This window comes from Streptomyces sp. NBC_00986, assembly GCF_045162565.1.
GTDB lineage: Bacteria > Actinomycetota > Actinomycetes > Streptomycetales > Streptomycetaceae > Streptomyces.
In genome coordinates this window covers 1,035,422-1,059,865 of the sequence record NZ_CP108733.1, presented here as the reverse complement: position 1 = coordinate 1,059,865, position 24,444 = coordinate 1,035,422, and the positions used below count along the sequence as shown (strand labels likewise).

Here is a 24,444-nt window from a genome sequence, read left to right as displayed (position 1 = left end):
ACCATGACCGACCACCACACCTACGGCACCAGCACCCACACGGCCGGCGAGCTGGTCCGGCTCGTCAGTGACCGCCTCGGGCTGGTCTTCACCGAGCGTGACAGCAATTACCGGGGTGTCTACCACCTCGCCGGCAGCCCCAGCGGACGGGTCGAGATCCAGCCCAACCCGATCCCCGGCGACGACGGCGAAGACGACCTCTACGCTCTGGAATACCCCGAGGCCCAGGTGCTGTTGCTCACCACCACCCCGACCGCGGACTCGGCCCTTCAAGCGCGCCTGGGCTCCATCGAAGGGCTCATCCACCTGAACCACGAGACCGTATGGACGGCTACCGAGCAGCCGCCAGGCTGACGACTCCGGATGCTCTCCGTGGATGCCTTTGTCACGGCAGGGCGCCCAGATCGATCCGCTGTGGTGGGTCTTCAACGCAGAGATGTCGTCCATCCTTACCTGGCGGGCGACGTCGCCAACTACCCACTGGCCGACGCGATCCGCACCAGCCGGGCACTCGCCACCTCGGCCCACCTCCTGCGCCGCTGTCACGACGCGACCATCGACCTGGCCCAACACCCTGGCAGTGATTGGCAGTTCGACGCGCTGGCGCCGGTCGCAATGATCTGTCACGGCGACTTCGCCCCGTACAACTGCGTCTCACGGCTGCATCCGTGAGGAGCGGCAGTCGGTGATGGATATGGCCGCACCCCGGTTGCAGTCCCTCGCGGAGTGCCTGCGAGAAGGGGCCGCCGCCGGTGACGAGAACTTCCAGCGGCAGATCGAGGAAGGTCATCTCGCCCTGCACGTACGGGACATCGACTACATCCGCGATCACGCCGAGGTCTGGTCACGGCTCGTCGTCGGACAAGGCCGCTTCACAGCGTGAACGACCGCACAGGTCCCGGTGCTGGACAGCCCTAGTGGTGGTGCTCGTGGTGCTCGTGCCCGTGTTCCTGCTCGCCCTCGTCCGGTGAGCCGCCCATCATCCGCAGCATGGCCGGACCGCCGCTGCGCAGGAACCGTACGACCAGACTCGCGGCCAGGAGCAGGAAGACGATGTTGAGCCAGGTCGTGTAGTTCCAGGTGATCCCATCGTCGGGGATCTTGGCGTCGGCCTGATCCGGGATGAGCCCCAGGCCGCCGAAGGCGAACTCGACGATGTACCCGGCGACGGCCATCGCCGTGAAGAACGTGACGAGCAGGAAGCCGGCCATCCGGGCGCCGTAGTACTTCCGGTAGATGTTCAGGATCGGCAGGATCAGCAGGTCGGCGTAGATGAAGGCGATCACCCCGCCGAAGCTGATGCCGCCCTTCCACAGCACCACCGCGAGCGGCACGTTGCCGATCGAGCAGACGAAGGTCGCGATGGCCACCAGCGGGCCGACGAGCGGTCCGACCAGCTTCGCGGCGAGAGGATGGTCCGCGAGGAAGAACGTGTGCCAGAAACTGTCCGGCACCCAGGCGGCGATCGCGCCCGCGATCAGCAGTCCGGCCACCAGGTCGCGAAGGATCGCGGCCCACTCCATCACGAAGATGTGCGCGACGGACGTGAACCCGTCCCGCGAGAACAGGCGACGGACGAAACTGCCTTCGCCCCCGATCGACATGTCCATCGCCGCATGCCCCTCCATGGAACCGGCCAGCCCGCGATCCGCCTGCTCCTGGGCCCGGTCCAGCAGACGCTGCCGAAGGAAGAGACGGAACAGCACGGCGAGGACGACGATCATGATCGGTCCGCCGACGAACTCCGCGGCGGTGAACTGCCAGCCCATCAACAGGGCCAGGATCACGCCGAGTTCGACGACCAGGTTGGTGGAGGCGATCTCGAAGGCCATGGCCGCGGTGAAGTTCGCGCCCTTGCGGAACAGGGAACGGGCGAGCGCGACGGCCGCATACGAACAGGACGACGAGGCCGCGCCGAGCCCGGCGGCCAGGGCGAGCGTGCGCGGCCGGTCGTCACCGAGCAGTCGTACGACCGTCGACCGACGCACCACCGCCTGTACGACGGCGGAGAGCGTGAACCCGAGGATGAGCGCCCAGGTGACCTCCCAGGTCATAGACCCGGCAATCGACAACGCGTGCCCGATCGCTCCCATGAACCTGCCCCTCTCCGGTGTGTGTCTGGCAGGACTATACCCCCAGGGGGTATTAAGTGCGCGCGACAGGGCCTGTCCCGTGCTGCCACTCCACCCGCAACGGATCCCGCTTGCTGAACCTCCCGAGGTGGGTGCTGACGAGATCCTGAAGCCGCTCCAGGTTCTCCCGGTTGTCGGCCTCGACGCGCACCCGCAGTGTGCCGGGGAGGGCATGCAGCGTGCACTGCCCCCACGGCAGGCGGAGCGTCCCGTCGCTGTCCGTCCACTCGACCTGGATCTGGTCGGGCGGAACCTCCGGGAGTGTGTGGGCGCGTGGGCGATGGGTCAGGTGGCGGCCCTTGTTGGCGAAGTGCTTGCAGAGTTGTACGAGGTAGCGGCTGGGGCGATCGGTGGGGATGCGTGCTTCGGCAGTGAGCATGGGATCGGTTCCTCGGTTCGGTCGGGGTGCGGGGTGGGGACTCCGGCAGCTTTATCGAGACACTGTGTCGCTGTCAATGCATAGTGTCTCAATGGCGGCAAGACGTATGCTGGGGCTGTGCCGAAGATCTGGAACGAGACCATCGAGGAGCACCGTCGCGCCGTACGCGACACGGTGTTGGAGACCACGGCGGTGCTGGTCACCGAGCGTGGGCTGCGCTCGGTGACGATGTCGAAGATCGCCGAGGAGAGCGGGATCGGCCGGGCCACGTTGTACAAGTACTTCCCGGACGTCGAGTCGATCATGACGGCCTGGCACGAGCAGCGGATCGCCGGGCACCTCAAGGAACTCGCCGAACTCCGGGACGGTTCCGGCAGCGCGGGTGAGCGGCTGAGGGCGGTCCTGGAGGCCTACGCCTTCATCCAGCAACGGCGCCACGGTCACGGCCCCGAACTCGGCGCGCTGCTGCACCAGGGCGAACACGTCATCGGGGCCGAGCAGCACCTCCACCGCTTCCTCCGCGAACTCCTGGCCGAGGGCGCCCGGGCCGGCGACATCCGCGACGACGTCTCCCCGGACGAACTCGCGACCTACTGCCTCCATGCCCTCGCCGCGGCCGGCGTCCTGCCCTCCAAAGCGGCGGTACGACGACTCGTCACGGTCACCTTCGCTGGGCTGCGCCCGACGCCCGAATGACGGAACTCCCGGGTTTCGACGTGCTGTTGACGAGGCTGGCGAGACACCGGCAGCTGGACCTCGCCGACCTGTCGACGTCGGCGGGTGTGCCGGAACCCGAACTCCGGGCGGTGTTCGACGGAACGGTGCCGAGCCCGCCGCTGCTCGAGAGGCTCGCGCCCGCGTTGCACATGCACGCCGCGGACCTGTGCGCGATCGCCGGGGTTGCGGTACCGGACGCGTTGGCCCCTCTGGACCCGAGAGTGGGTGTCGTGGTTCCCGGCCTCGTGCGGGACGCCATGGGTCTGCCACCTGGGCACAGATGCCGGTTGCGTCAACTCGTTCGGTCACTGCCACAGGAGGACCGCGCACTGCCGGTACCGGCAGTGCGGACGTACGCACAGTTCGATCGGGGTCCCGGTGGTGTGCTCCTGCGCATGATCGGCAACCGGAATCTGAGTCTGACCGGGACGGCCCAGACGTTTCTGCGTCTGACGGGCCGGTACTGGGCCGCGTCCACGTATGCCGGAGTGGGCAACGGCCGCAAGGAACTCACTCCCGACCTGCTCGTGGACTTCGCGACCGTACTGGGTGTCCCCGCCGACACCCTGTCCGTCGTCACCGGTGTCGGTCTCCCCGGCAGCACCCCGCCCCCAAATCCTGCGGCGGCCGACGCGGCTGAACTGCTGTGGGACGTCCGCCGCCTGACGGATGATCAGGCACGGCAGGTCGGCGACACGGCGCGGGCCATGCTGCTCGATTGAGGGCGAGGATCGGCGACGTCCCGTTCAACCGATCGGTTGAACGGGGCTTCAACCTCACGAACGTCCCTCGCTCCGTACGGACGACGCGAGCGGCCCCCGGGCGGCAGAAGAATCACGGATGACCATGGCGCGCCGGGCTCCGGCCCGCGCGGCCCATGGCCTCACGCCCCCCTCAGAGAGGCCCCCAGAGTGTCCAGTTTTCTCAGCAGACGACGTGTACTCGCCGGTGGAGCCGGTGCCGCCCTCGGGATGAGTGTGCTCGGTGCCGCGGCCACGCCCGCCTCGGCCGTCCCGTCCGGGCGGTCCTCGCGGAGTGGTTCCGGAGCCGAGGAGAGCCGAACGCTCGACGAGCTGTACCGCGCCGCCCTGGCGGACGGCGGCAAGCTGGTGGTCTATGCGGGGGGTGACACACCGACCCAGCAGGACGCCACCAAGGCGGCCTTCAAGAAGCGTTTCCCCGCCATGGATCTGACGCTGATCGTCGACTACAGCAAGTACCACGACGTGCGCGTGGACAACCAGTTCGCGACCGACACCCTGGTGCCCGATGTCGTACAGCTCCAGACGCTGCAGGACTTCACGCGCTGGAAGGAGCAGGGCCGGCTGCTGCCCTACAGGCCGGCCGGGTTCTCGAAGGTCTACGACAAGTTCAAGGACCCGCAGGGCGCCTGGGTCGCCATCGGCGCGGTCGCCTTCAGCTTCCTGTACGACGTCGCCGCGGTCGGTGCGGATGCCCCTAAGACCCCGCTCGACCTGATCGACCCCAAGTGGAAGGGGAAGATCGCCTCGTCCTACCCGCACGACGACGACGCGTCCCTTTACCTCTACTCCCTGTACGCGCAGCGGTACGGCTGGGACTGGGTGGCCGCGCTCGCCGGGCAGGACGTGCGGTTCGCCCGGGGCAGCAACTCCCCGGGAGACGCGGTCCGCGGCGGGCAGAAGGCGATCGGCGTCGCCACGTCGGGCACGCTGGTCTCCACGTCTCCCGTGAAGTGGGTCGTTCCCGACAGCGACCCCTTCATGGCCTGGGGCCAGCGCGCCGCCATCCTGAAGCAGGCCAAGAACATGACGGCCGCCAAGCTGTACCTCAACTGGCAGTTGTCCGACGCCCAGCAGCGGGCGTCCTTCAACGGCTGGTCGGTGCGGACCGACACCACGCTCCCGGCGGGACTGAAGCCGATCTGGGAGTACCCCAACGCGAACATCGACGGCTTCCCGCGCTTCATGGCCGACCGCGCGGGAGTCGAGCGCTGGAAGCAGACCTTCGCCCTCTACTTCGGCGAGGTCAAGGGTGATCCCTCGCCGGGCTGGCTGGGGCTGCACCCGGGGGCGTGACGGGTCCCACTGTTCACACCGGTCATACAGGTGGTCGATAGACTCGGGGGCCCTGTCCGGATCATGTGGCCCAAGGGGATCCGCCGTGTCCGCTCGCACTCCGCTGACCGCTCGCGGCAGTCGGCACACCCTGGAGCACGTCTCCCATCTGTCGCTGTTCCTCGTCGTCGGGGCGGGCTTCGTCCGGCTCGCCCTGATCGACGTCCCGTTGTGCTGGTACATCGTGAGCCTCAGCGGAGCGCTGGCCCTGGTGTATGCCGGTGGGCTGACGTGGTGGGACCGGTTCGGGCCGTTCGGCAGGCGTGCCTGGATTCCCGTACTGATCCTGCTGTGGACCGTGCTGACCTTCCTCACCCAGGCGCCGCTCACCACCGCCTACGTGTGGTGCGCCGTTCCGCTCGCCTGTGCCGCACTACGTGTGCTCGACCGGCGGGCAGCCGTGGTGACGGTGGCCGTGATCACCCTCGTACTCGTCGGGTCGCTCGTCCGGTCCGTCGGGCGGTTCGACCCGGAGGTCGTTCTGGTCCCCTTGGCGGCGGTGTGGGCGACCGTCGCTCTCTACCGGACCCAGCAGCGGGACGCGGCCGTACGACAGCGGCTCGTCGAGGAACTGCGGGACACCCGGGACACGTTGGCCAAGCAACAGCGTCAGGCCGGTGTGCTGGCCGAGCGGACCCGTATCGCCCGCGACCTGCACGACACCCTGGCCCAGGAACTCGCCGGCAGCGTGATGATGCTGCAAGTCGCCGAGCGCGACTGGGACGAGCGGCCGGACGTGGCACGCACCCGGGTCCGCGCCGTGGCCGACGGACTCGGCGCGAATCTGGCGGAGACCCGGCGGATCATCCGCGATCTCACTCCCGCCGCCGTCGCCGAGGCGGGCCTGGAGGACGCGCTGCGGCTGCTGTGCGCCCGGTCGCGGACGGAGGGCGCCGGGGCCCGGGTCCAGTTCCGTGCGGTGGGCGGGCATCAGCCGGTCCTCGACGAGCACACGGCCACGACCCTCTTCCGGGTTGCGCAGAGCACGCTGGCGAACGTACGCGAACACGCCCGCGCGGCAAGCGTGTTGGTCACCTATCGGCGGCATCGGGACCGGGTGGAACTCGAAGTGAGCGACGACGGGCGGGGCTTCGACCCCGCCGCGGCCTTCGCGGCCGGTGCCCGCGCCGACCGCGGATTCGGGCTGCCCGCGGCCCGGGCGCGACTGCGCGAATGCGGCGGGGACCTCGACGTGAGCAGCATGCCGGGGCGGGGGACCAGGGTCCGCGCCACGGTCTCCGCCGCGCCCCGTATCCAGCCCGTCGCACCTCTCACCGCGGCGACCAGCGCATGACCGCCGCACCGCTCCGCCTCCTCGTCGCGGACGACCACGCCGTCGTACGGGCCGGACTGCGCGCCCTGCTCGACGGCGAACCGGACCTCGACGTGATCGGTGAGGCGGGGAGTGGCGAGGAGGCCGTGCGCCTGGCGGCCCAGTTGACGCCCGACGTCGCGCTGATGGATCTGCGGTTCGCCGGTGCGGGGAGTGGGATCGACGGCGTCGAGGCCGTACGGAGGCTCGCCCAGCGGGCTCCGGGTGTGGCTGTCGTCATGCTGACCAGTTATGCAGGACGGGCCGATGTCGTACGGGCGTTGGAGGCGGGCGCCCGTGGCTATGTGCTCAAGGCGGGGGCGCCGGAGGAACTCTTCCAGGCGGTGCGTACGGCCGCCGGAGGTTCGGTCGGGCTGGCCTCGGAGGTCGTCGGCGAACTCGTCGGCCAAGTGGTCGACCCCGCACAGGAGTTGACGCAGCGCGAGGTCGAGGTCGTGCGGCTGATGGCGGAGGGGCGCAGCAACCGGGCCATCGCCGAGGCGTTGTTCCTCAGCGAGGCCACGGTCAAGACCCATCTCGTGCGGATCTACCGCAAGTTCAAGGTCGACAACCGGGCGGCGGCCGTGTCGGAGGCCGTCCGCCGGGGGCTGCTCGAACTCACCTGACGGGCTGGCTCACTACGGCGACCTCCCTGGGGGAGAGGACGGGGAAGCCGTCGTCGCCCGTGCTGCCGACCAGGAGTTCGCCGGTCAGGCCCGTCAACGGCACTGTCCCGTCGGTCCGGTTGACCAGGAACAGATAGCGGCTGTCGGCGTTCCGGCGCACGGTCAGCTCGACAACTCCCTTTGCCGCGTCCGGGAGTTCACTGTCGACACCGGCCGGCGCGAGCAGCTCGGGGAGCAGACCGGCGAGGCCCTCGCGGCCCAGGCGGGTGGAGACGTACGCGGCCGAACCCCCGCCCACCGTACGGCGGGTGACCGCGGGGCGACCGGCGTACGTACCGCTGCGGTAGTGGGCCAGTACCTCCACCTCGGGGTCGGCCACCGTGATCCGGTCGGTCCACAGGGAGCCGGTGGCCGTGCCGTCGAGGTCCAGCTCGACCGTGTCGCCGTCGAGCAGCGGGCCGAACTCCTCGATGCGGATGCCCAACAGGTCGCGCAGGGCGCCCGGGTAGCCGCCGAGCCAGATGTGGTCGTTCTCGTCGACGACACCGGAGAAGTACGTGGAGACCAGGTGGCCGCCCTGCTCGACGTAGCGCGTGAGTTCCTTGGAGAGGGCTGCGGGGATCATGTGCAGCACCGGCGTGATGACCACGTCGTAGCGGTCGAGGGCGGTCTGTGCCGTGACGATGTCGGCGCGTACGCCGAGGTCGAGGAGGGCGGAGTACCAGTCGAGCGCTTCCTGGCGGTAGTCGAGGCGGTCGGTGGGGTGCGAGTCCTGCTCGCTCGCCCACCAGGACTCCCAGTCGAAGACGATGCCGACCCGGGCCGTCTCACGGTCGGAACCAGCGAGGGGGGCCAACGTCCGCAGCGTGCGGCCGAGTTCGGCCACCGCGCGGAAGACCTCGCTGTCGGCCCCGGCGTGCGGGACCATCGCGGAGTGGTACTTCTCGGCGCCGGCCGCGGACTGGCGCCACTGGAAGTAGCAGACGGCGTCGGCGCCGTGCGCGACGTGCAGCAACGCGTCGCGGGCCAGGTCGCCGGGGCGCTTGGCCACGTTGACGGGCTGCCAGTTGACGGCGCTGGTGGAGTGCTCCATGAGGAACCACGGGCGGCCGGCGGAGATGCCGCTGACGAGGTTCGCGGAGAAGGACAGCTCGTCGCGGTCCTGCGGACCGGGCGTGACGTAGTGGTCGTTGGAGACGAAGTCGATCTCGCTCGCCCAGTCGGCGTAGTTCATGCCCTTGGTGTTGCCCATCACCATGAAGTTGGTGGTGACCGGCACGTTCGGGGTGATCTCGCGCAACAGGTCGCGTTCCGTGCGGAGATGGTCCTTGAGCGCGTCGGAGGAGAAGCGCTTGAAGTCGAGTTGCTGGGTCGGGTTCGGGAAGGAGGCGGCCAGCCGGGGCGGGAGTATCTGCTCCCAGTCGCTGTACCGCTGGGACCAGAAGGCCGTGCCCCAGGCCTGGTTGAGCGTGTCGATCGTGGTGTAGCGGGCGCGCAGCCAGGCGCGGAAGGCGCGGGCCGCGTCGTCGGAGTAGTCGTAGACGTTGTGGCAGCCGAGCTCGTTGGAGACGTGCCAGGCGACCAGCGCGGGGTGGTCGGCGTAGCGCTCGGCCAACTTCCGTACCAGGCGCAGCGCGTGCTCGCGGAAGACGGGCGAGGTGGGACGCCAGTGCTGGCGGCCTCCGGGCCACAGGGTCTCGCCGGCGGCGGTCACCGGGAGGATCTCCGGGTGCTCCGTGCTCAGCCACGGCGGCGGGGAGGCGGTGGCGGTGGCCAGGTCGACGCCGATGCCGCCCGCGTGCAGCAGGTCCATGATCTCGTCGAGCCAGCCGAAGTCCCATTCGTCCCGGGCCGGTTGGATGCGGGCCCAGGAGAAGATCCCCACGGAGACGATGTTGACGCCGGCCTCGCGCATCAGCCGGATGTCCTCGTCCCACACCTCCCGCGGCCACTGCTCCGGGTTGTAGTCGGCGCCGTAGGCGAGGCGGGGGGTGGCGTCACCGTCCGGCCCGTGCCGCAACTGGGACAGGAGGGTGGAGATCATGGTGGTCCTTCCGGTTACTGCACAGGCGGTACGAGATGCGTGCTGCGTGGTGGGTTCCGGGCGGCCGCCGCCGAGCGGACTGCTGCTCGGCGGCGGCTCCGGAGAAGGTGCCGGTTACTTCGTGGACCGGTTACTTCGAGCGGGTCACTTGTTGACCGTGAAACCCTGCTCGTTGCCGTACTTGACGGAGGCGTCCTGCCAGCTCTTCAGACCCTGTGCCAGCGTGGTGCCCGAGATGTAGGCCTTGCCGACGGTGTCGTTGAAGATCGAGTTGGCGTACTGCTGGAAGGGCAGGTACGACCAGTCGGAAGCGACCTCGGACGCGGACTGGGCGAAGATCTTGTTGGCCTGCTGCCCGCCGAAGTACGGGAACGCCTTGTTCTGGAACGCCGCGGACTGCTGCTCGGCCTTGGTGGCCGGGAAGGCGCCCTCGTTCACGCGGGTCTGGATGCCGGCGCCGGCGTTGGCGTACTGGACGAACGCGTAGGCGAGTTCCTTGTTCTTGCCCAGGGTGGGCAGGGTGAGGGAGCTGCCGCCGTTCTCCGCGCTGGCCTTGCCGCCCGCGGTCCACTGCGGCATCGGGGCCGCGCGCCAGTCGCCGGAGGCACCGGCGACACCGCTGACGAAGTTGGCGGGCATCCAGGCGCCGGTGGTCAGGGTGGCGATGGTGCCGTCACCGAGGCCCTTGTACCAGTCGTCGGTCCAGCCGTTGATCGGCGCGAGGAGCTTCTGGTCGATCAGCTTCTGCCAGGTCTCCGTGTACTTCTTGGCGCCCGCGTCCTCGAAGTTGACGGTCACCTTGGTGCCGTCGACCTTGTAGGGGCGCGAACCGGCCTGCCACAGCATGCTGGTGGTGAAGCCCGCGTCACCGGCGTCGTTGGCGATGTACGCCTTCGGGTCGGCCTTGTGCAGCTTGGCGGCCGCGACGACGTACTCGTCCCACGTGGTGGGGACGGCGATCTTGTACTTGTCGAAGACCTTCTTGTTGTAGAACATCGCCATCGGGCCCGAGTCCATCGGCAGGCCGTAGACCTTGGAGCCGTCGCTCACGGCGTTCCACGGACCGGCCGTGTACTTGGAGGCCAGCTTGTCGGCGCCGTAGGGCGTCAGGTCGGTCAGGCCCTTGGTGAGGGAGTACTGGCTGAGCGCGAAGTACTCGACCTGGGCGACGTCGGGGACGCCCTTGCCGGCCGCGATCGCGTTCGACAGCGCGGTGTAGTACTTGTCACCGGACTTGTCGCTGACCAGGTTGATCTTGACCTTGGGGTACTTCTTCTCGAAGTCGGCGGCGACCGTCTTCAGCGTGGGCTCCCAGGCCCAGACGTTGACCGTGCCGCCCTTCTTCAGGGCCGCCTGGATGTCCGACGCGGAGACTGCCTTGCTGCTGGAGCCGCTGTCGTCCGAACTGCCGCACGCGGTCGCCCCCAGGGAGAGGACGGAGAGGACGGCGAGGCCGCGCAGCAGGCGGCTGGTGGTTCTGCGCATGGAGGTGCTTCCACTTCTTCGTGGGTGGGACTACTTGAGGGTTGGGTTATTCCTTGACGCTTCCGGCGGCGAGACCCGACTGCCAGTACTTCTGCAGCAGCAGGAACGCGGCGATCAGCGGCACGATGGTGAGCAGCGAACCCGTGATCACCAAGTTGAAGATGACGTCGCCGCCGATCGTCTGGGCCTGGGAGCTCCAGGCGCTCAGGCCCAGGGTCAGCGGGTACCAGTTCGGATCCCTGAGCATGATCAACGGCAGGAAGTAGTTGTTCCACGTCGCGACCGTGGTGAACAGCAGCACCGTCACGACACCGGGCGCGAGCAGCGGCAGGGAGACCTGGAAGAAGGTGCGGATCTCGCCCGCTCCGTCGATCCGGGCGGCTTCGAGGAGTTCGACCGGGATGGCCTCGGTGGCGAAGACCCACATCAGGTACAGGCCGAACGGCGAGACCAGCGAGGGGATGATCACCGCCCACGGGGTGTCCGTGAGCCCCACCTTGCTGAACATCAGGAAGGTCGGCACCGCGAGGGCCGTACCGGGAACCGCTACGGCGCCGATGACCACGGCGAAGACGGCGCGCTTGCCGGGGAAGTTGAACTTCGCCAGCGCGTAGCCGCCGAGGATCGACAGGAAGGTGGCACCGCCGGCGCCGAGGACGACGTACAGCAGGGTGTTCAGCAGCCAGCGGCCGAAGATGCCGTCGTGGTAGGTGAACGTGTCGTGGATGTTGGACCAGAGGGCGAAGTTGTGGGCGAACCACAGGCCGTTGGAGTCGGAGAGTCCCTGCTGCGTCTTGGTCGCGTTGATGACCAGCCACAGCAGCGGCACCACGGTGTAGACCAGGACCAGACCGGTGAGCACGGTCAGCAGCACACTGCGCTTGGGGCGCCCGGGGGAGTGCTTCTTGCGCGGGGTGCGCAGCCGGGGCGCGCCCTTGTGGCCGCCGCCGGAGGGCGCGGACGCGGAGGGAGAGGCGGTGGTGACGGGGGTGCTCATGGCTCAGGCTCCCTTGCGCATGCCGCGGAGCTGCACGACGTAGGCGATGATCATGGTGATCAGCCCCATGATGATGGCGACCGCCGCGGAGTAGTTGTGCTGCTGTCCGTTGAAGGACAGTGAGTACGTGTAGAAGTTCGGCGTGTAGTCCGTCGTGATCGCGTTGCGTGCCAGCGGTCGCAGGATGCTCGGCTCGTTGAAGAGCTGGAAGCTGCCGATGATCGAGAAGATCGTCGCGATGACCAGGGCACCGCGGATCGCGGGGAGCTTGATGGCCGTGATGACCCGGAACTGCCCGGCGCCGTCGATCTCCGCCGCCTCGTACAGCGAGGTCGGGATGACCCGCAGCGCGGAGTAGAAGATCAGCATGTTGTAGCCGACGAACTCCCAGGTGACGATGTTGCCGATCGACGCCAGCACCAGGTGCGCGGAGAGCGGGTCGGGCAGCGTGACGTCGAACGCGCTGTTGATGTCACCGACCAGACCGAACTGGGTGCCGTACATGAAGCCCCACATCAGGGTGGCGACCACGGCGGGCACGGCGTACGGCAGGAAGATCGAGATCCGGAAGAAGTCCCGGCCGAAGAGCCTGCCGCTGTCCAGGGCGAGCGCCACGAACAGGGCGATGCCGAGCATGATCGGCACCTGGATCACCAGGAACAGCGAGACCCGCTCCAGAGAGGACCAGAACTGGTCGTCCTGGAAGGCCTGCGTGTAGTTGTCCAGGCCGACGAAGTGGTTGCCGCCGATGAGCTGGTCGCGGAAGAGACTCAGGTAGATCGAGTACGCGATCGGAGCCAGGAAGACGAAGGCGAAGACCACCGCGAAGGGTCCGATGAAACCCCACCCTGTCCAGGAACGTCGGTCCCGTTTCGCCGACGGCCTGGTCGGAGGCCGAGTCGCGGCCGCAGGGGGTTGAAGCGTCGTCATGTAGTTCCTCGCTCGTCCATCTCGGAACCGGCGTCACACGCCGTCGCGATGTTGCGTAAACAGCACGGTCCGGAACGGCCCCGGGCTGTTATGTTTACGTAAACATCTGATGGCGGCATGTCTACACTGCCCCAATGTCGGTGGTCAAGGGTCGTTTGGGGAAACACGGCCGAGGCGATCGGATCGATATGTGAGGGATACAGGTGGACACAGTGGACGGTGCCTCGGGCGGTACGGAGAAGCCACGCAGACGCAGCGGGAAACGGTCGTCGCGACGTGCCCCGAGCGCGTCCATGGCGGATGTCGCGCGCGTCGCCGGCGTGTCGTCACAGACGGTTTCCCGCGTGTCCAACGGTTTCGAGGGCGTCAACGAGGAGACGCGGCAACAGGTCCTCGCCGCCATGAAGGAGCTGGGCTACCGGCCCAACAGCGCGGCCCGCGCGCTGAAACGCGGGGAGTTCCGCACCATCGGCGTGATCACCTTCAACCTCTCCACCACCGGCAACATGCGCACCCTGGAGGCGATCGCCACCTCCGCCGCGCACGAGGGCTACGCCGTCACGCTGCTGCCGGTCGCCGTTCCGACCCAGGACGAGGTGCGCGGCGCCTTCTCCCGCCTCGGCGAACTCGCCGTCGACGCCGTCATCGCCATCATGGAGGTCCACCTCCTGGACGCGGCGACCATCTCCCTGCCGCCGCACGTCCAGGTCGTGGTCGCCGACTCCGACGCGGGCGACCGCTACAGCGTGGTCGACACCGACCAGAACGGTGGAGCGCGGGCCGCCGTACGCCATCTCCTCGACCTCGGCCATCGCACAGTCTGGCACCTGGCGGGCCCCGAGGAGTCCTTCGCGGCCCAGCGCCGAGCCGACGCCTGGAGCGCCGAACTCACCGACGCGGGACGGCTCGTGCCCCCCGTCGTACGCGGCGACTGGTCCGCGGAATCCGGCTACCGCGTGGGTCTGGAACTCGCCCAACAGGCCGACTGTACGGCCGTGTTCGCGGCCAACGACCAGATGGCGCTGGGCCTGCTGCGCGCCCTGCACGAGCGCGGCCGGCGCATCCCCGAGGACGTCAGTGTCATCGGCTTCGACGACATCCCGGAGGCCGGTTCCTTCCTGCCGCCCCTGACCACCGTCCACCAGGACTTCGCCGAGGTCGGCCGCCTGTGCGTCGAGGGTGTCCTACGGCGGATGCGGGAGCACGGCGACGAACACGGCACCACGCTGGTGCCCACGAAACTCGTCATACGTGACAGCACGGCAGCGCCCGTCGAGTAGCGGTGCACAGACCTCCGGCCCCCCTGCCTGAGCAGGAGGGCCGGGGTGTCATGCGCGGACGGCTCAGGCCGTCGTCTCCGGGCGGCCGGGCCGGGACCAGTGCGTGTGGAACATGCCGGTGCGGTCCGTACGGCCGTAGGTGTGCGCGCCGAAGAAGTCGCGCTGGCCCTGGAGCAGGGCCGCCGGCAGCCGGTCGGCGCGCAACGTGTCGTAGTGCGACAGCGCGGCGGAGAACGCCGGGACGGGGATGCCGCGGCGGGCCGCCGAGGCGACCACCTCGCGCCAGGGGACCTGCGCGTCGCCGATCTCCTGCGCGAAACGCTCCTCGCCCAGCAGGCTGACCAGCCCAGGGTCGGCCGTGTACGCGGCACGGATGCGGTCGAGGAAGGAGGCGCGGATGATGCAGCCGCCGCGCCAGATCCCGGCGACGGCGGCCAGGTCGATCGACCAGTCGAACTCGGCCGCCGCGTCCTGGATCATCTTCCAGCCCTGGTCGTAGGCGATGACCTTCGAGGCGTACAGTGCCTGCTCGACCTGGGCGGTGAACCGGTCTGCCTCGGTGCGGCTCAGCGGGGGAGTGGTGCCGCCGGGCAGGCCGCGGTAGGCGGCGCGCAGGTCGCCCTGGCTGGACGAGGCGCGCGCGAAGGTGGCCTGCGCGATCGCGGTGACCGGCGAACCCAGCTCCAGCGCGGTCTGTACGGTCCAGCGGCCGGTGCCCTTCTGGCCGGCCGCGTCGGTGACGATGTCGACGAACGCCTTGCCGGTCTCCGCGTCGGTGTGCGCGAGGACCTCGGCGGTGATCTCGATCAGATAGGAACCCAGCCGTCCCTCGTTCCAGCGCTGGAAGATCTCCGCGATCTCGGCCGGGGCGTAGCCGCCGACCTGGCGCAGCAGGTCGTACGCCTCGGCGATGAGCTGCATGTCGGCGTACTCGATGCCGTTGTGCACCATCTTGACGAAGTGCCCGGCGCCGTCGGTCCCGATGTGCGTCGAACAGGGCTCGCCGTCGACCTTCGCGCTGACGGACTCGAACATCGGACCCAGCACGGCGTACGACTCCGCCGAACCGCCGGGCATGATCGAGGGCCCGTTCAGCGCGCCCTCCTCGCCGCCGGAGACACCGGCGCCGACGAAGTGGAGGCCCTTGTCGCGCAGGGCGGCCTCGCGGCGGCGGGTGTCGGCGAAGTGGGCGTTGCCGCCGTCGATGATCATGTCGCCGGGCTCCATGAGCGCGGCGAACTCGTCGATCACGGCGTCGGTGGCCGGACCGGCCTGCACCATGATCATCAGGCGGCGGGGCTTCTCGAGCGCGGCCACGAACTCCTGGGCCGTCTCGGCCGGGACGAAGGCGCCCTCGTCGCCGTACTCCTTCATCAACTCATGGGTGCGGTGCGGGGACCGGTTGTGGACCGCGACCGTGTAGCCGTTGCGGGCGAAGTTCCGCGCGAGGTTGCGGCCCATCACGCCGAGGCCGGTGACGCCGATCTGGGCGGTTCCGTCGGCGGCGGGGTCGTGCGGTGCGGATGCGTTCATGGGGTGCCTGTTCTCCGAGTCGGTGACGTGGCGGGTCGGCGCTGGGCGCCCATGCCCGCAGGTACGTCTGTGATCACGAAAAGACTCGAAGTACGGGACCCCGATTCGTAATTCGTTCCGGCGCCGCGTCCTCGGAACGTGGTCTCAGCAGCCCGAACCGGTCGGAGTCAGCTCCACGCGCGCGTGCTCGTCCGCGATGCGCGCCTCGTCGTAGGCGGCGCGCGTGACCTGGTACCAGACGTCGTCCTTGCCGGTGTCGCCGCCGACGTCGTCGAGGCTCACGCACCACCGTTCCTGGCGGACGATCCGGGTGTACGTCTCGGTGCCGCTGCGCACCTTCGAGCACTTCCGGTACTGCTCCGTGGTGTACCAGGTGCGGGTCTTCTTCTTGGAACCCGATCCCGAACTGGACGTGTGCCGGACCTTCTTGGAGGCGGACGCGCACTGGGTGACGGTGTGCGGCCGCGTGCCCTTCGCCGTCTGCCTGGCGAGGTGACGGACCGAGTCACGAAGCCCGGTCACGGTGTCGGGGGAGGGCTGGGCCTTCGGCGCGGTGGTGCTCGAACTGCTCTGGCCCTCGCCGGACGCGGATCGCGTGGTGTTGTCGCTTCCGCTCCCGCCGCCGCATGCGCTGAGCGCTCCGATCAGAAGTGCTGTCAGTCCGCCCGCAATCAATCGCTTGGTGAACATGCCCCCGCCGCCCGTGAATTGGAAACGGTCAGCGTAACTGATCATTGGGTGGCGTCAGGGGGAGGCGAGCGAGAACTGCCGCTGCTGCGAGGCTCCTACGGTGACCGGAGCCGTCAACATGCCCTGAAGGCGCTGGAGTTGCCGCGACTCGACCGTCGCGGTCCGGTCCCGACCGCCGGCGAAGACGTACAGCCGCAGCAGCAGGAACCGGGCAAGGCCCGCAAGCCCGGACGCGCCGAGGTAGACGATCTGCTCGGTCAGCATCCCCGGCGACGACTGCACCAGGTGCAGGGCGAACATCGCGGCGCAGGTCACCCCGTAGGCCGCCGCGGCCGAGCCCGCCGACTGCCAGTGCCGGAGCCATCCGGCGTGCCGGCCCGAGCCGAAGGTGAAACGGGCGTGGAGCTCCGTGCACAGGAGAGTGGAGACGACGGTGATCAGCGCGTTCGCCAGGGCCCAGGGCAGCCGCTCGGCCAGCAGGGCCACGGCGCCGCTGGAGAGGAGCCCGACACCGCCGCCCAGCGCCACGAACCGGGCGAAGGAGGCGAGCGGACCTGGAGCGGCCGGGGTCCGGGGCGCGTCGTCCATGGCGGTCTCCATCCGCTCCGTACGCTGCGCCTCTGCGATGCGGCCGCGTAAGTTTGCTTGACTTACTCAACTATAGCGGATTGATTGAGTTACGCAAGTACATTTTCACGGAGGGGAGCCCGATCCACAGGCGAACTACGTACAATGCGGCCTGATCATGGGTGAGTTACTGGTGAGATGCGCGACGTTCAACGTGCTGCACGGTCGGCAGATCCAGCCGGACGGCCGGCCGAACCCCGTTGCCCCCGGCGACCTCTCGGCACCCCTCGCCGAAGCCGTCGCCTCCCTGGACGCCGACGTGGTGGCACTCCAGGAGATCGACTGTCTCCAGGAACGCTCGGGCGGTGTCGATCAGGCGGCCGTAGCCGCCGACGCGATGGGCGCACGCGACTGGCGATACGCGACCGCGCTGCACTGCCGCTCCGTGCCGGGCCGGGGCTGGGTCCCCGACCCGACCGTGCCCGGGATGCGCGTCTACGGCCCGGGGGCTCAGCGGCCCGAAGTCCCTTCGCACGGGCTCGCATTGCTGTCCCGGCTCCCGGTCCACGAGTGGCGGGCCCTACGGCTCCCGGCGGCGCCCTTCGGCATGCCGCTGCGGGTGGCCGGGCGGGCCGTTCCGGTGCTGGCCCGGGATCAGCCCCGGGCCGCCCTTGCCGCCGTACTGGAAGGACCGCACGGCCCGTTCACCGTCGTGGCCGTCCATCTCTCGTTCGTGCCGGGATGGAACATCGGGCAACTGCGCACCGTGCGTCGCTGGATCGCCGATCTGCCCCAACCCCGGGTGTTGATGGGCGACTTCAACCTCTTCGGCGCGCTGCCCCGGATCACCCTCGACGGGATGGGGAGGCGGCGCTGGCAGCGCTCTGCCCGGCAGGCGACCTTTCCTTCGCACCGGCCGCTCGTGCAGCTCGATCACGTCATGGCGACGGGGCTCGGCGCGGACGCCGTAGGGGAGGTGTGCGTGCCGAGGACGGCGATCTCGGATCACCGGCCGCTGGTGGTGGAGCTGGCGCTCTGAGTCAGTTCCAGAGGGGGTAGGTCACCGTGTGCTGGAACTTGTCCGGCCTCGCGCCGGGGTACGTCAGGGTGATCTCGGTGTACTGCCGCGCCTGCGGGTGCCGCTTCCACGTCTGCGCGTCGTCGAGCCGGACGGTGACCGGGAACGAGTGGAACTTGCCCACCGCGCAATAGGGGTTGCAGTCGTTCACCCAGTTGACGCCCGTGGCCGTCGCGGAGTTGCCGTTCCAGGACGTCCAACGCAGCGACGTGAGGCGGCTGTTGCCGTCGCCGCAGGCGAGCATGAAGTCGGTGGGACGCACCTCGGGGTGCCACAGGCAGTCGACCAGTACCGGGTCCTGGAGCTGTCGGTGGGCGGTCGCCGGGACCGTGGCCGGGGCCGCCGACGAGGTGGCGACGGCCGGCCCGAGCAGGGCCGCGGCACAGAGCGTGACGATTCCGACCATGGTGTGTTTGTACATGTCCGCTCCCGGCCGCCTGTTCGTCCTCGTCGCCCCGCACCAGCGGTGGGCCCGCCTGCCGGGGCACGGTCGTCGTGTCTCTGTCGACGCTACGACCGTGTCCCAGGATGCACCACTCGTACGGGTCCACGACGCGGTTGGCCGGGACTGTCGCGGGGTGTGCGGTCAGGGCCGGGAAATGCCCGGCCCCGATCGGATCAGGCGGGCCGTACGGCGCCCCGGATGGCGGCGGCACCGGCGTGGAAGATCGACTCCTCGCGTATCGGCGTGCCCGGGCTCGGCGCGTGGATCATCAGGCCGTTGCCGGTGTAGAGGCCGACGTGGTCGATGCTGTCGTAGAAGAAGATCAGGTCGCCGGGGCGGATGTCCGTGAGCGGGACGAGGGCGCCGGCGCCGGACTGTTCCTGGGCGGTGCGCGGGAGGAGGACGCCTGCGGCCTTCCAGGCGGCCTGGGTGAGGCTGGAGCAGTCGTACGCGTCCGGTCCAGCCGCGCCCCACAGGCACGGCCTGCCGATCTGTGCGCGGGCGAAGGCGAGCGCGGTGCTGGTCTTGCTGAGCGTGCCGGGGTCCTGCAGCGCGGCGGGTACGGCCGCCGGGCTGATGGTCGGGGCTGGGGGGAGAATGATCTCCGGGGCCATCGTCGGAGCCGTGGGCAGGGTGAACTCGGCAGCGATGGCCGGGGCCGCGGCGAAGGAGACCTCGGCGGCGGGCGGGGTCGGCTGCCACTCCTGTTGCGGCGGGCGCCAGTCCGGTTCCGGCGTGGGGTAGGAGGTCCGCTGCTCGGTCACCGCGGGCATCTGACCAGTGGACCAGGCCTGTTGTTCGGGGACGACGGGCATCTGGCCGGTCGACCAGGCCTGCTGCTCGGCCACGATCGGCATCTGACCGGTGGCCCACGGCTGTTGCTCGGCCACGATCGGCATCTGGCCCGTCGACCAAGCCTGTTGCTGCGGCACGACGGGCATCTGCCCCGTGGACCAGGCGCGTTGCTCGGCCACGGCGGGCATCTGACCGGTCGACCACATCTGCTGTTCGGGAACCATGGGCATCGACCCGGTCGCCCAAGTCGTGTCCGGGGTGGGCCAGTTGGTCTCCGCGGGCGGCGGCCAGGTGGCACCGGCCGGGGCGGACTCGGTGCGCGGCGCCGCGATGTACGGGAGCAGTTCGAGGTCCGCGGTGAGCGGGTCGAAGACCGGTGCCGGGGCGGCCGCGACGGCGAACTGCTGTGCCTCGACGACGGGCGTTGGCGGCACCTCGATGGCGGGCACGGGCGGCAGGTCGAGGACGGTCGCCTGCGGCATCTGGGCCATCTGCTGCATGTACGGCATCTGGGGTGCCTGCGGCGCGGCGATCTGAGGCATCTGGGGTGTGACGGGCGACAGCGCGGCGATCGGTCCTGCCGTCAACTCCGCGACAGGAACGGTGAGTTGAGGGGTAGCGGGCTCCGGTGTGCCGGTCCCCGCGGTCAGTTCGGCCACGGCACGGCTGGGCTGCGCCTCGAGTGCGCGGCCGCCGCCTTCGGGCTCGGGGCGTCGCTCGGACCGCTCGGGCCGGGGTGCCGCCGAGCGGGCGGGGGTCCTGCCGGGCGGCAGTTTCGCCGGTACGGTCGGGCCCAGTTGGGCGCGAGCGCGGTCGAACAACTGCCGAGTGACGGCATCTTGGGCGGGGTCGGAAGGACGCGACGCGCTGGGACGGGGTTCGACACGCTGGCGCGGTCCCCCGGACATCTTGCGCGTGGCGTTGTAGTTTCCGGTGGCCGTCTCGGCCCTGTCGTAAAGGGAGTTGATCCGCCGCTGCACTTCGTCACGGCTGGGTCGGTCGTCCACGGTGGGGCCACTGCCTCCGGTGCGCGTACGTCGTTCTGCCGGCATGGCAGACGTGCTCCTTCCGTATCGCGCCTACCGGGTTAGCTGTCGGGTTCGGGCGGCCGATCACGGAAGGATTGCCCTACGACCCTTGCCCGGGCGGGCAGTTGGGCCGATTCACCCCAAGTCGGTTGGGTCCCCGGTTCCGGCTGTCGCGAGCGACACACCGGATTCGGCGCAAACCGTGCGGCCCGGCGCTGATCGCCGGAGTAGGTCGTACGGTCTGAGCGTCAACTTAGCCAACGTGTGTGCCTCGTGTGAAGGTTGAAGCGCGATATGTCCGATACGTTTTTGTGACCTTTACCTCTCCCAAACGTGTCCTGGGCCCCTGAGCCCGCCGGGTCGGGTGATCCATATGAGGTCGCTATGAATTTTTGGGACGGTTGAACACACCGGCATCCGGCTCCGTATTGGAACGGGGGATTTCCATGCCGGGACGATCCGGGCCGACCGATACGTGTAGGAGCAACTTCCTTGGCACGCAACACGCGCAGACGCCCCACGGGCGCACGACGCGCGACGATGGCAGCAGTCGCCCTGATGCTGGGCGGCGGAGGACTGGTGGCGGCGAACGTCTACGCGTCGGCGTCCGAAGGCGGTTGGGGCGGTGACTCTGCCCAACAAGGGTCTCCCGATGCGGCATCGAGCGGCGCGACGATCGACTGCCCGGACGTAGGCACCCAGCTGACGACTGTCCCGGACGAGGCGAAGACCGAGGTCGACGCCCAACTCGCGCTTCTGGACCAGCAGATAACCGAGGCCTACCAGAAACTGAAGGACTCGACGGAGTCCATACGCCAGGACGCCTCCTTCGCCGACAACGCGATCATGAATCCGTTGAAGGAGAAGCGGGCCGCGACCATCGGCCGGATCGACGAAGCCATCGCGCGTGTCGGCGACCGCCCGGAGGGCCTCGACGCGCTCGCCGGCTGCACCCTGATCGCGCCCACGAACGACAACGGGGACCAGGGCAGCAACGGCAACGGCGACAACCAGAGCGCCAGTGCGAGCGCGAGCGCGAGTGCCGGCGGCCAGGGCGACCAGCCGGTCACCAACGGGCCCGTCGCCTCGGACTACGCGGACATCACCTCCGTACAGCCCAACGTGAACACCCCGCAGGACCAGGCCGACGCCTCCCGCGGCACGTTCGTCACCGCGTGTGGCGTGAACGAGAACGGCCTGTTCAACTCGGACAACGTGATCGTCGCCCCCGGTGTCACCAACGGCGCCCACCACTTCCACGACTACGTCGGCAACCAGTCCAACAACGCGTTCGCCAGCGACGACGACCTGGCGAAGGCGAACACGAGCTGTGAGAACCCGGGCGACAAGTCCACGTACTACTGGCCCGTGTTGCGCCTCCAGAACGGCAAGCAGGAGCGGGACGCGGACAAGCCCGGCGGTGGCACCGAGGGCAACTCGGGTCAGATCGTCACGGCCAAGGCGGCCACGCTGACCTTCGTGGGCAACCCGAAGAGCAAGGTCGTCGCGATGCCGCGCCTCCTGCGCATCATCACCGGCGACGCCAAGGCCTTCGTGAACGGCCCGGCCAACGCCAACGCCTCCTGGAGCTGCACCGGGTTCGAGGACCGGCAGCTCAAGGACAAGTACCCGCTGTGCCCGGCGGGCAGTGACGTGGTGCGCACCTTCAAGTTCCAGAGCTGCTGGGACGGCCGCAACATCGACAGCGCCAACCACCGCACCCACGTGGCCTTCGAGGCCGCCGACGGCTCCTGCCCGGCGGGCTTCGAGGCCATTCCGCAGCTGGTGCAGCGGATCGTCTACGACGTGGACGCGCCGAGCCTCCAGGACGGCGGCAAGACGACCCCGCTGTTCGCGGTGGACTCCTTCCCCGAGCAGCAGCACAAGCCGGTCACGGACCACGGCGACTTCATCAACGTCTTCGACGAGGGCCTGATGAAGGACATGGTCAACTGCATCAACGACGGCGAGAAGTGCGGCGCCGGGACGGACAACGACCCCGGGGGCTCCGGCTCCGGTGACGGCTCCGGTTCGGGTGGCGGCTCAGGGTCCGGTGGCGGTTCCGGCGAGCCGCAGGAGTCCCCGTCGGCCACCGACACCGCTACGGCGGCGCCCACGGCCACCGCGTCCGACGAGCCCGCCGGGAACGGCGGCAGCGAGGGCAATGGCGGCAACACCGGGAACGGTGACAACGGCGGGAACGGTGACAACGGCGGGAACGGCGACAACGGCGGCCAGGCCACCGCGGATCCTGCGACGAGTGCCCCGGACACCGAGACCAACGCCCCCGAGCCCACCGACACCCAGAGCACCGACCCCGGTGACCTGACGACCGCCGTCTCGGTCCCCAAGGCCGACACGAAGACCGAAGGGTCCAAGTCGACGGAGACGCAGGGGAGTTCGGACAACGGCTCCGGCGGCGAGGTCGGCAGCGCCGTGACGACACCGCCCGCCTCGTCCTCGGGCGGGGAGAGCTACGCCGCCGTAGGCCCCAACCAGCCGCAGGCGCAGGGCGGGTTGGCGGAGACCGGCGCGAATCTGTGGCCCGCGGTGGCCGGCGCGCTGCTGCTCGTCGCCGGATTCGTCGTGCTGTACCGAGGCAAGCGCAGTACACGCTGACACAGCGCACCCAGATGAACTGTGACAACGACGGCCCGGCCGCCCTCACTTGGGGGTGGCCGGGCCGTCACACGTTCGGCGTGCCGAGGCAGAAGGTCTCAGACAGCCGGGGCGGGATAGGTCGGGTACTCGACCCCGGAGACGTGCTGGACGACCCGGACGACCTGGCAGGAGTAGCCGAACTCGTTGTCGTACCAGAGGTAGAGGATCGCGTTGTCGCCGTCGACCTTGGTGGCGCCCGCGTCGATGATCGAGGCGTGGCGCGATCCCATGAAGTCGCTCGACACCGCGTCGGGGGCGGTGGTGAAGTCGATCTGCCGTTTGAGCGGTGAGGTCAGCGAGACATCCCGGAGGTAGTCGAGGACCTCGGCGCGGGTGGTCTCGCGGCCGAGCCGCAGGCTGAGGATCGCGATCGAGACGTCCGGCACCGGGACCCGGATCGAGCTGCCGGTGATCGGCGCCTTCAGGTCGGGCAGCGCCTTGGCGACGGCGGAGGCGGCACCGGTCTCGGTGATCACCATGTTCAGCGGCGCCGAACGGCCGCGCCGGTCGGCCTTGTGGTAATTGTCCAGCAGGTTCTGGTCGTTGGTGAACGAGTGGACGGTCTCCACATGGCCGCGCAGCACACCGTACTCGTCGGCCATCGCCTTCAGTGGCGGCACGATCGCGTTGGTCGTGCAGGACGCGCAGGACAGGATCTGCTCGTCCGGCTTGATCGTGTCGTGGTTGACGCCGTGCACGATGTTGGGGACGTCGCCCTTGCCGGGCGCGGTCAGCACGACCTTGTCGATGCCGGGCCGCAGATGCTGCGAAAGTCCTTCCCGGTCACGCCACTTGCCCGTGTTGTCGATGAGGATGGCGTCCTTGATGCCGTACGCCGTGTAGTCGACCTCCGACGGGTCGCCCGCGTAGATCACCTTGATCTCGTTGCCGTTGGCGATGATCGTGTTGCTCGCCTCGTCGACGGTGATCGTGCCCTGGAACTGGCCGTGGATCGAGTCGCGGCGCAGCAGCGAGGCCCGCTTCACGATGTCCTGCTCGCCACCCTGCCGTACGACGATGGCGCGCAGCCGCAGACCGTTGCCCGAGCCTGCCTTCTCGATGAGCAGGCGCGCGACCAGGCGGCCGATGCGGCCGAAGCCGTAGAGGACGACGTCGCGGCCCTCGCGGCGCTCGATCTTGTCGGCGCCCGTGGCGCCGGCGACGGCCTCGGCGGTGAACTCCTCGACGGAGAGCCCGCGTTCGTCGCTCCGGTGGGTCGCGGCGAGCATGCCGATGTCGATCTGCGAGGGGCCCAGGTCGAGCGCGGTGAGCGTCCGCAGGTAGGGGAGGGTCTCGACGACGGAGAGCTCCTCGCCGGCGATCTGGCGGGCGAACCGGTGGGTCTTGAGGATGCTGACCACCGACTTGTTGACCAGGGAGCGGCTGTGCAGCAGGACCGTGACGTCCCGCTCGCGGTGCAGCTTCCCGATCATCGGGATCATCGACTCCGCGATCTCCTCGCGGGTCTTCCAGTTGGTGAACGAGTCCTCGTTGACAGGCACAGATTTCTCTTTCGAGCTAGGCGGCGCTCATATGCTAACCCGCTGTTCATCTGCCCGTTCGGCAGGGGTGCCGCCCGGCCCGGGGAACGCCGAGAGGGGCCCTGCCGACGCGCGTCGGCAGGGCCCCTCTCGGCTGTACTGGTGTCG

At 69.2% G+C, this 24,444-nt stretch carries 23 protein-coding genes and 1 riboswitch; of the genes, 11 read left to right on the top strand and 12 right to left on the bottom strand.

The features are described from left to right. Positions 1-3 precede the first annotated feature (3 nt). Genes OG504_RS04675 through OG504_RS04665 form a run of 3 tightly spaced genes read left to right on the top strand, consistent with a single transcriptional unit; the run spans position 4 to position 883 of the window. Positions 4-354 carry a hypothetical protein gene (locus tag OG504_RS04675; protein ID WP_405988531.1) on the top strand — a complete coding sequence of 117 codons (351 nt, stop codon included), beginning with the start codon at positions 4-6 and terminating at the stop codon, positions 352-354. Between the two features lie 60 nt (positions 355-414). Further along, positions 415-672 (top strand): hypothetical protein, encoded by a 258-nt coding sequence (locus OG504_RS04670; RefSeq protein ID WP_405988530.1) that lies wholly within the window; start codon positions 415-417, stop codon positions 670-672. Positions 673-688: 16 nt separating this feature from the next. Continuing rightward, positions 689-883 (top strand): hypothetical protein, encoded by a 195-nt coding sequence (locus OG504_RS04665; protein WP_405988529.1) that lies wholly within the window; start codon positions 689-691, stop codon positions 881-883. A gap of 31 nt (positions 884-914) precedes the next feature. Here the strand turns inward: OG504_RS04665 and OG504_RS04660 are convergent, their stop codons facing one another. Both OG504_RS04660 and OG504_RS04655 read right to left on the bottom strand, forming a co-directional pair. Further along, positions 915-2,093: a permease gene (locus tag OG504_RS04660; RefSeq protein WP_405988528.1), complete on the bottom strand. Its 1,179-nt coding sequence runs from the start codon at positions 2,091-2,093 to the stop codon at positions 915-917. Positions 2,094-2,145: 52 nt separating this feature from the next. After that, a complete protein-coding gene (locus OG504_RS04655) occupies positions 2,146-2,511 on the bottom strand; it encodes a DUF2218 domain-containing protein (protein ID WP_405988527.1) in 366 nt (121 codons plus the stop codon). Between the two features lie 117 nt (positions 2,512-2,628). Here OG504_RS04655 and OG504_RS04650 point away from each other — a divergent pair, with 117 nt between their 5' ends. The 5 genes from OG504_RS04650 (at position 2,629) to OG504_RS04630 (ending at position 7,262) form a co-directional block, all read left to right on the top strand. Further along, a complete protein-coding gene (locus OG504_RS04650; protein ID WP_405988526.1) occupies positions 2,629-3,207 on the top strand; it encodes a TetR/AcrR family transcriptional regulator in 579 nt (192 codons plus the stop codon). Further along, entirely contained in the window at positions 3,204-3,950 is a 747-nt protein-coding gene (locus OG504_RS04645; protein WP_405988525.1) for a hypothetical protein, read from the top strand. Before OG504_RS04650 ends, OG504_RS04645 begins: the two co-directional genes overlap by 4 nt. Before the next feature lie 249 nt (positions 3,951-4,199). Then, the gene (locus OG504_RS04640) at positions 4,200-5,285 is read left to right on the top strand and encodes an ABC transporter substrate-binding protein (protein WP_405988524.1); all 1,086 of its coding nucleotides are present in this window, start codon (positions 4,200-4,202) and stop codon (positions 5,283-5,285) included. Between the two features lie 85 nt (positions 5,286-5,370). After that, positions 5,371-6,618, top strand: a complete 1,248-nt coding sequence (locus tag OG504_RS04635) for a sensor histidine kinase (RefSeq protein WP_405988523.1) — start codon at positions 5,371-5,373, stop codon at positions 6,616-6,618. Further along, on the top strand, positions 6,615-7,262 hold the full coding sequence (locus tag OG504_RS04630; RefSeq protein ID WP_405988522.1) for a response regulator: 648 nt from the start codon (positions 6,615-6,617) through the stop codon (positions 7,260-7,262). The genes OG504_RS04635 and OG504_RS04630 overlap by 4 nt, the downstream gene beginning before the upstream one ends. On the opposite strand, the gene OG504_RS04625 is transcribed toward OG504_RS04630, so the two are convergent. The 4 genes from OG504_RS04625 to OG504_RS04610 all read right to left on the bottom strand — a co-directional run bounded on the left by OG504_RS04625 (position 7,255) and on the right by OG504_RS04610 (position 12,718). Further along, entirely contained in the window at positions 7,255-9,306 is a 2,052-nt protein-coding gene (locus tag OG504_RS04625) for a beta-galactosidase (protein ID WP_405988521.1), read from the bottom strand. The two genes, OG504_RS04630 and OG504_RS04625, sit on opposite strands and share 8 nt — an antisense overlap. 144 nt (positions 9,307-9,450) lie before the next feature. Further along, complete coding sequence (locus tag OG504_RS04620) at positions 9,451-10,791, bottom strand: ABC transporter substrate-binding protein (RefSeq protein WP_405988520.1); 1,341 nt, start codon at positions 10,789-10,791, stop codon at positions 9,451-9,453. A gap of 46 nt (positions 10,792-10,837) precedes the next feature. Further along, positions 10,838-11,788: a carbohydrate ABC transporter permease gene (locus OG504_RS04615; RefSeq protein WP_405988519.1), complete on the bottom strand. Its 951-nt coding sequence runs from the start codon at positions 11,786-11,788 to the stop codon at positions 10,838-10,840. A gap of 3 nt (positions 11,789-11,791) precedes the next feature. Then, positions 11,792-12,718, bottom strand: coding sequence for a sugar ABC transporter permease (locus OG504_RS04610; protein WP_318021014.1), 927 nt, complete (start codon positions 12,716-12,718; stop codon positions 11,792-11,794). A gap of 293 nt (positions 12,719-13,011) precedes the next feature. Between OG504_RS04610 and OG504_RS04605 the strand changes: the two genes are divergently transcribed. Beyond that, positions 13,012-13,998 carry a LacI family DNA-binding transcriptional regulator gene (locus OG504_RS04605; RefSeq protein ID WP_405988518.1) on the top strand — a complete coding sequence of 329 codons (987 nt, stop codon included), beginning with the start codon at positions 13,012-13,014 and terminating at the stop codon, positions 13,996-13,998. A 63-nt stretch (positions 13,999-14,061) separates the two neighbouring features. On the opposite strand, the gene gndA is transcribed toward OG504_RS04605, so the two are convergent. From gndA to OG504_RS04590, 3 genes are all read right to left on the bottom strand, one after another. Further along, positions 14,062-15,531: an NADP-dependent phosphogluconate dehydrogenase gene (gndA, locus tag OG504_RS04600; protein WP_405988517.1), complete on the bottom strand. Its 1,470-nt coding sequence runs from the start codon at positions 15,529-15,531 to the stop codon at positions 14,062-14,064. A 144-nt stretch (positions 15,532-15,675) separates the two neighbouring features. Continuing rightward, positions 15,676-16,221, bottom strand: a complete 546-nt coding sequence (locus OG504_RS04595; RefSeq protein ID WP_405988516.1) for a hypothetical protein — start codon at positions 16,219-16,221, stop codon at positions 15,676-15,678. 54 nt (positions 16,222-16,275) lie between these two features. Further along, positions 16,276-16,809 carry a GtrA family protein gene (locus tag OG504_RS04590; RefSeq protein ID WP_405988515.1) on the bottom strand — a complete coding sequence of 178 codons (534 nt, stop codon included), beginning with the start codon at positions 16,807-16,809 and terminating at the stop codon, positions 16,276-16,278. A 157-nt stretch (positions 16,810-16,966) separates the two neighbouring features. On the opposite strand from OG504_RS04590, the gene OG504_RS04585 reads away from it, so the two are divergent. After that, positions 16,967-17,827: an endonuclease/exonuclease/phosphatase family protein gene (locus tag OG504_RS04585; RefSeq protein ID WP_405988514.1), complete on the top strand. Its 861-nt coding sequence runs from the start codon at positions 16,967-16,969 to the stop codon at positions 17,825-17,827. Between the two features lies 1 nt (position 17,828). On the opposite strand, the gene OG504_RS04580 is transcribed toward OG504_RS04585, so the two are convergent. Next, a complete protein-coding gene (locus OG504_RS04580) occupies positions 17,829-18,287 on the bottom strand; it encodes a hypothetical protein (RefSeq protein ID WP_405988513.1) in 459 nt (152 codons plus the stop codon). A 197-nt stretch (positions 18,288-18,484) separates the two neighbouring features. After that, positions 18,485-20,158 (bottom strand): NlpC/P60 family protein, encoded by a 1,674-nt coding sequence (locus OG504_RS04575; RefSeq protein ID WP_405988512.1) that lies wholly within the window; start codon positions 20,156-20,158, stop codon positions 18,485-18,487. A gap of 8 nt (positions 20,159-20,166) precedes the next feature. Beyond that, positions 20,167-20,340: riboswitch (cyclic di-AMP (ydaO/yuaA leader) on the bottom strand. A 334-nt stretch (positions 20,341-20,674) separates the two neighbouring features. Here OG504_RS04575 and OG504_RS04570 point away from each other — a divergent pair. Next, entirely contained in the window at positions 20,675-22,753 is a 2,079-nt protein-coding gene (locus OG504_RS04570) for a DUF1996 domain-containing protein (protein WP_405996252.1), read from the top strand. Between the two features lie 98 nt (positions 22,754-22,851). On the opposite strand, the gene OG504_RS04565 is transcribed toward OG504_RS04570, so the two are convergent. Then, the gene (locus OG504_RS04565) at positions 22,852-24,297 is read right to left on the bottom strand and encodes a glyceraldehyde-3-phosphate dehydrogenase (protein WP_405988511.1); all 1,446 of its coding nucleotides are present in this window, start codon (positions 24,295-24,297) and stop codon (positions 22,852-22,854) included. Between the last annotated feature and the right edge of the window lie 147 nt (positions 24,298-24,444).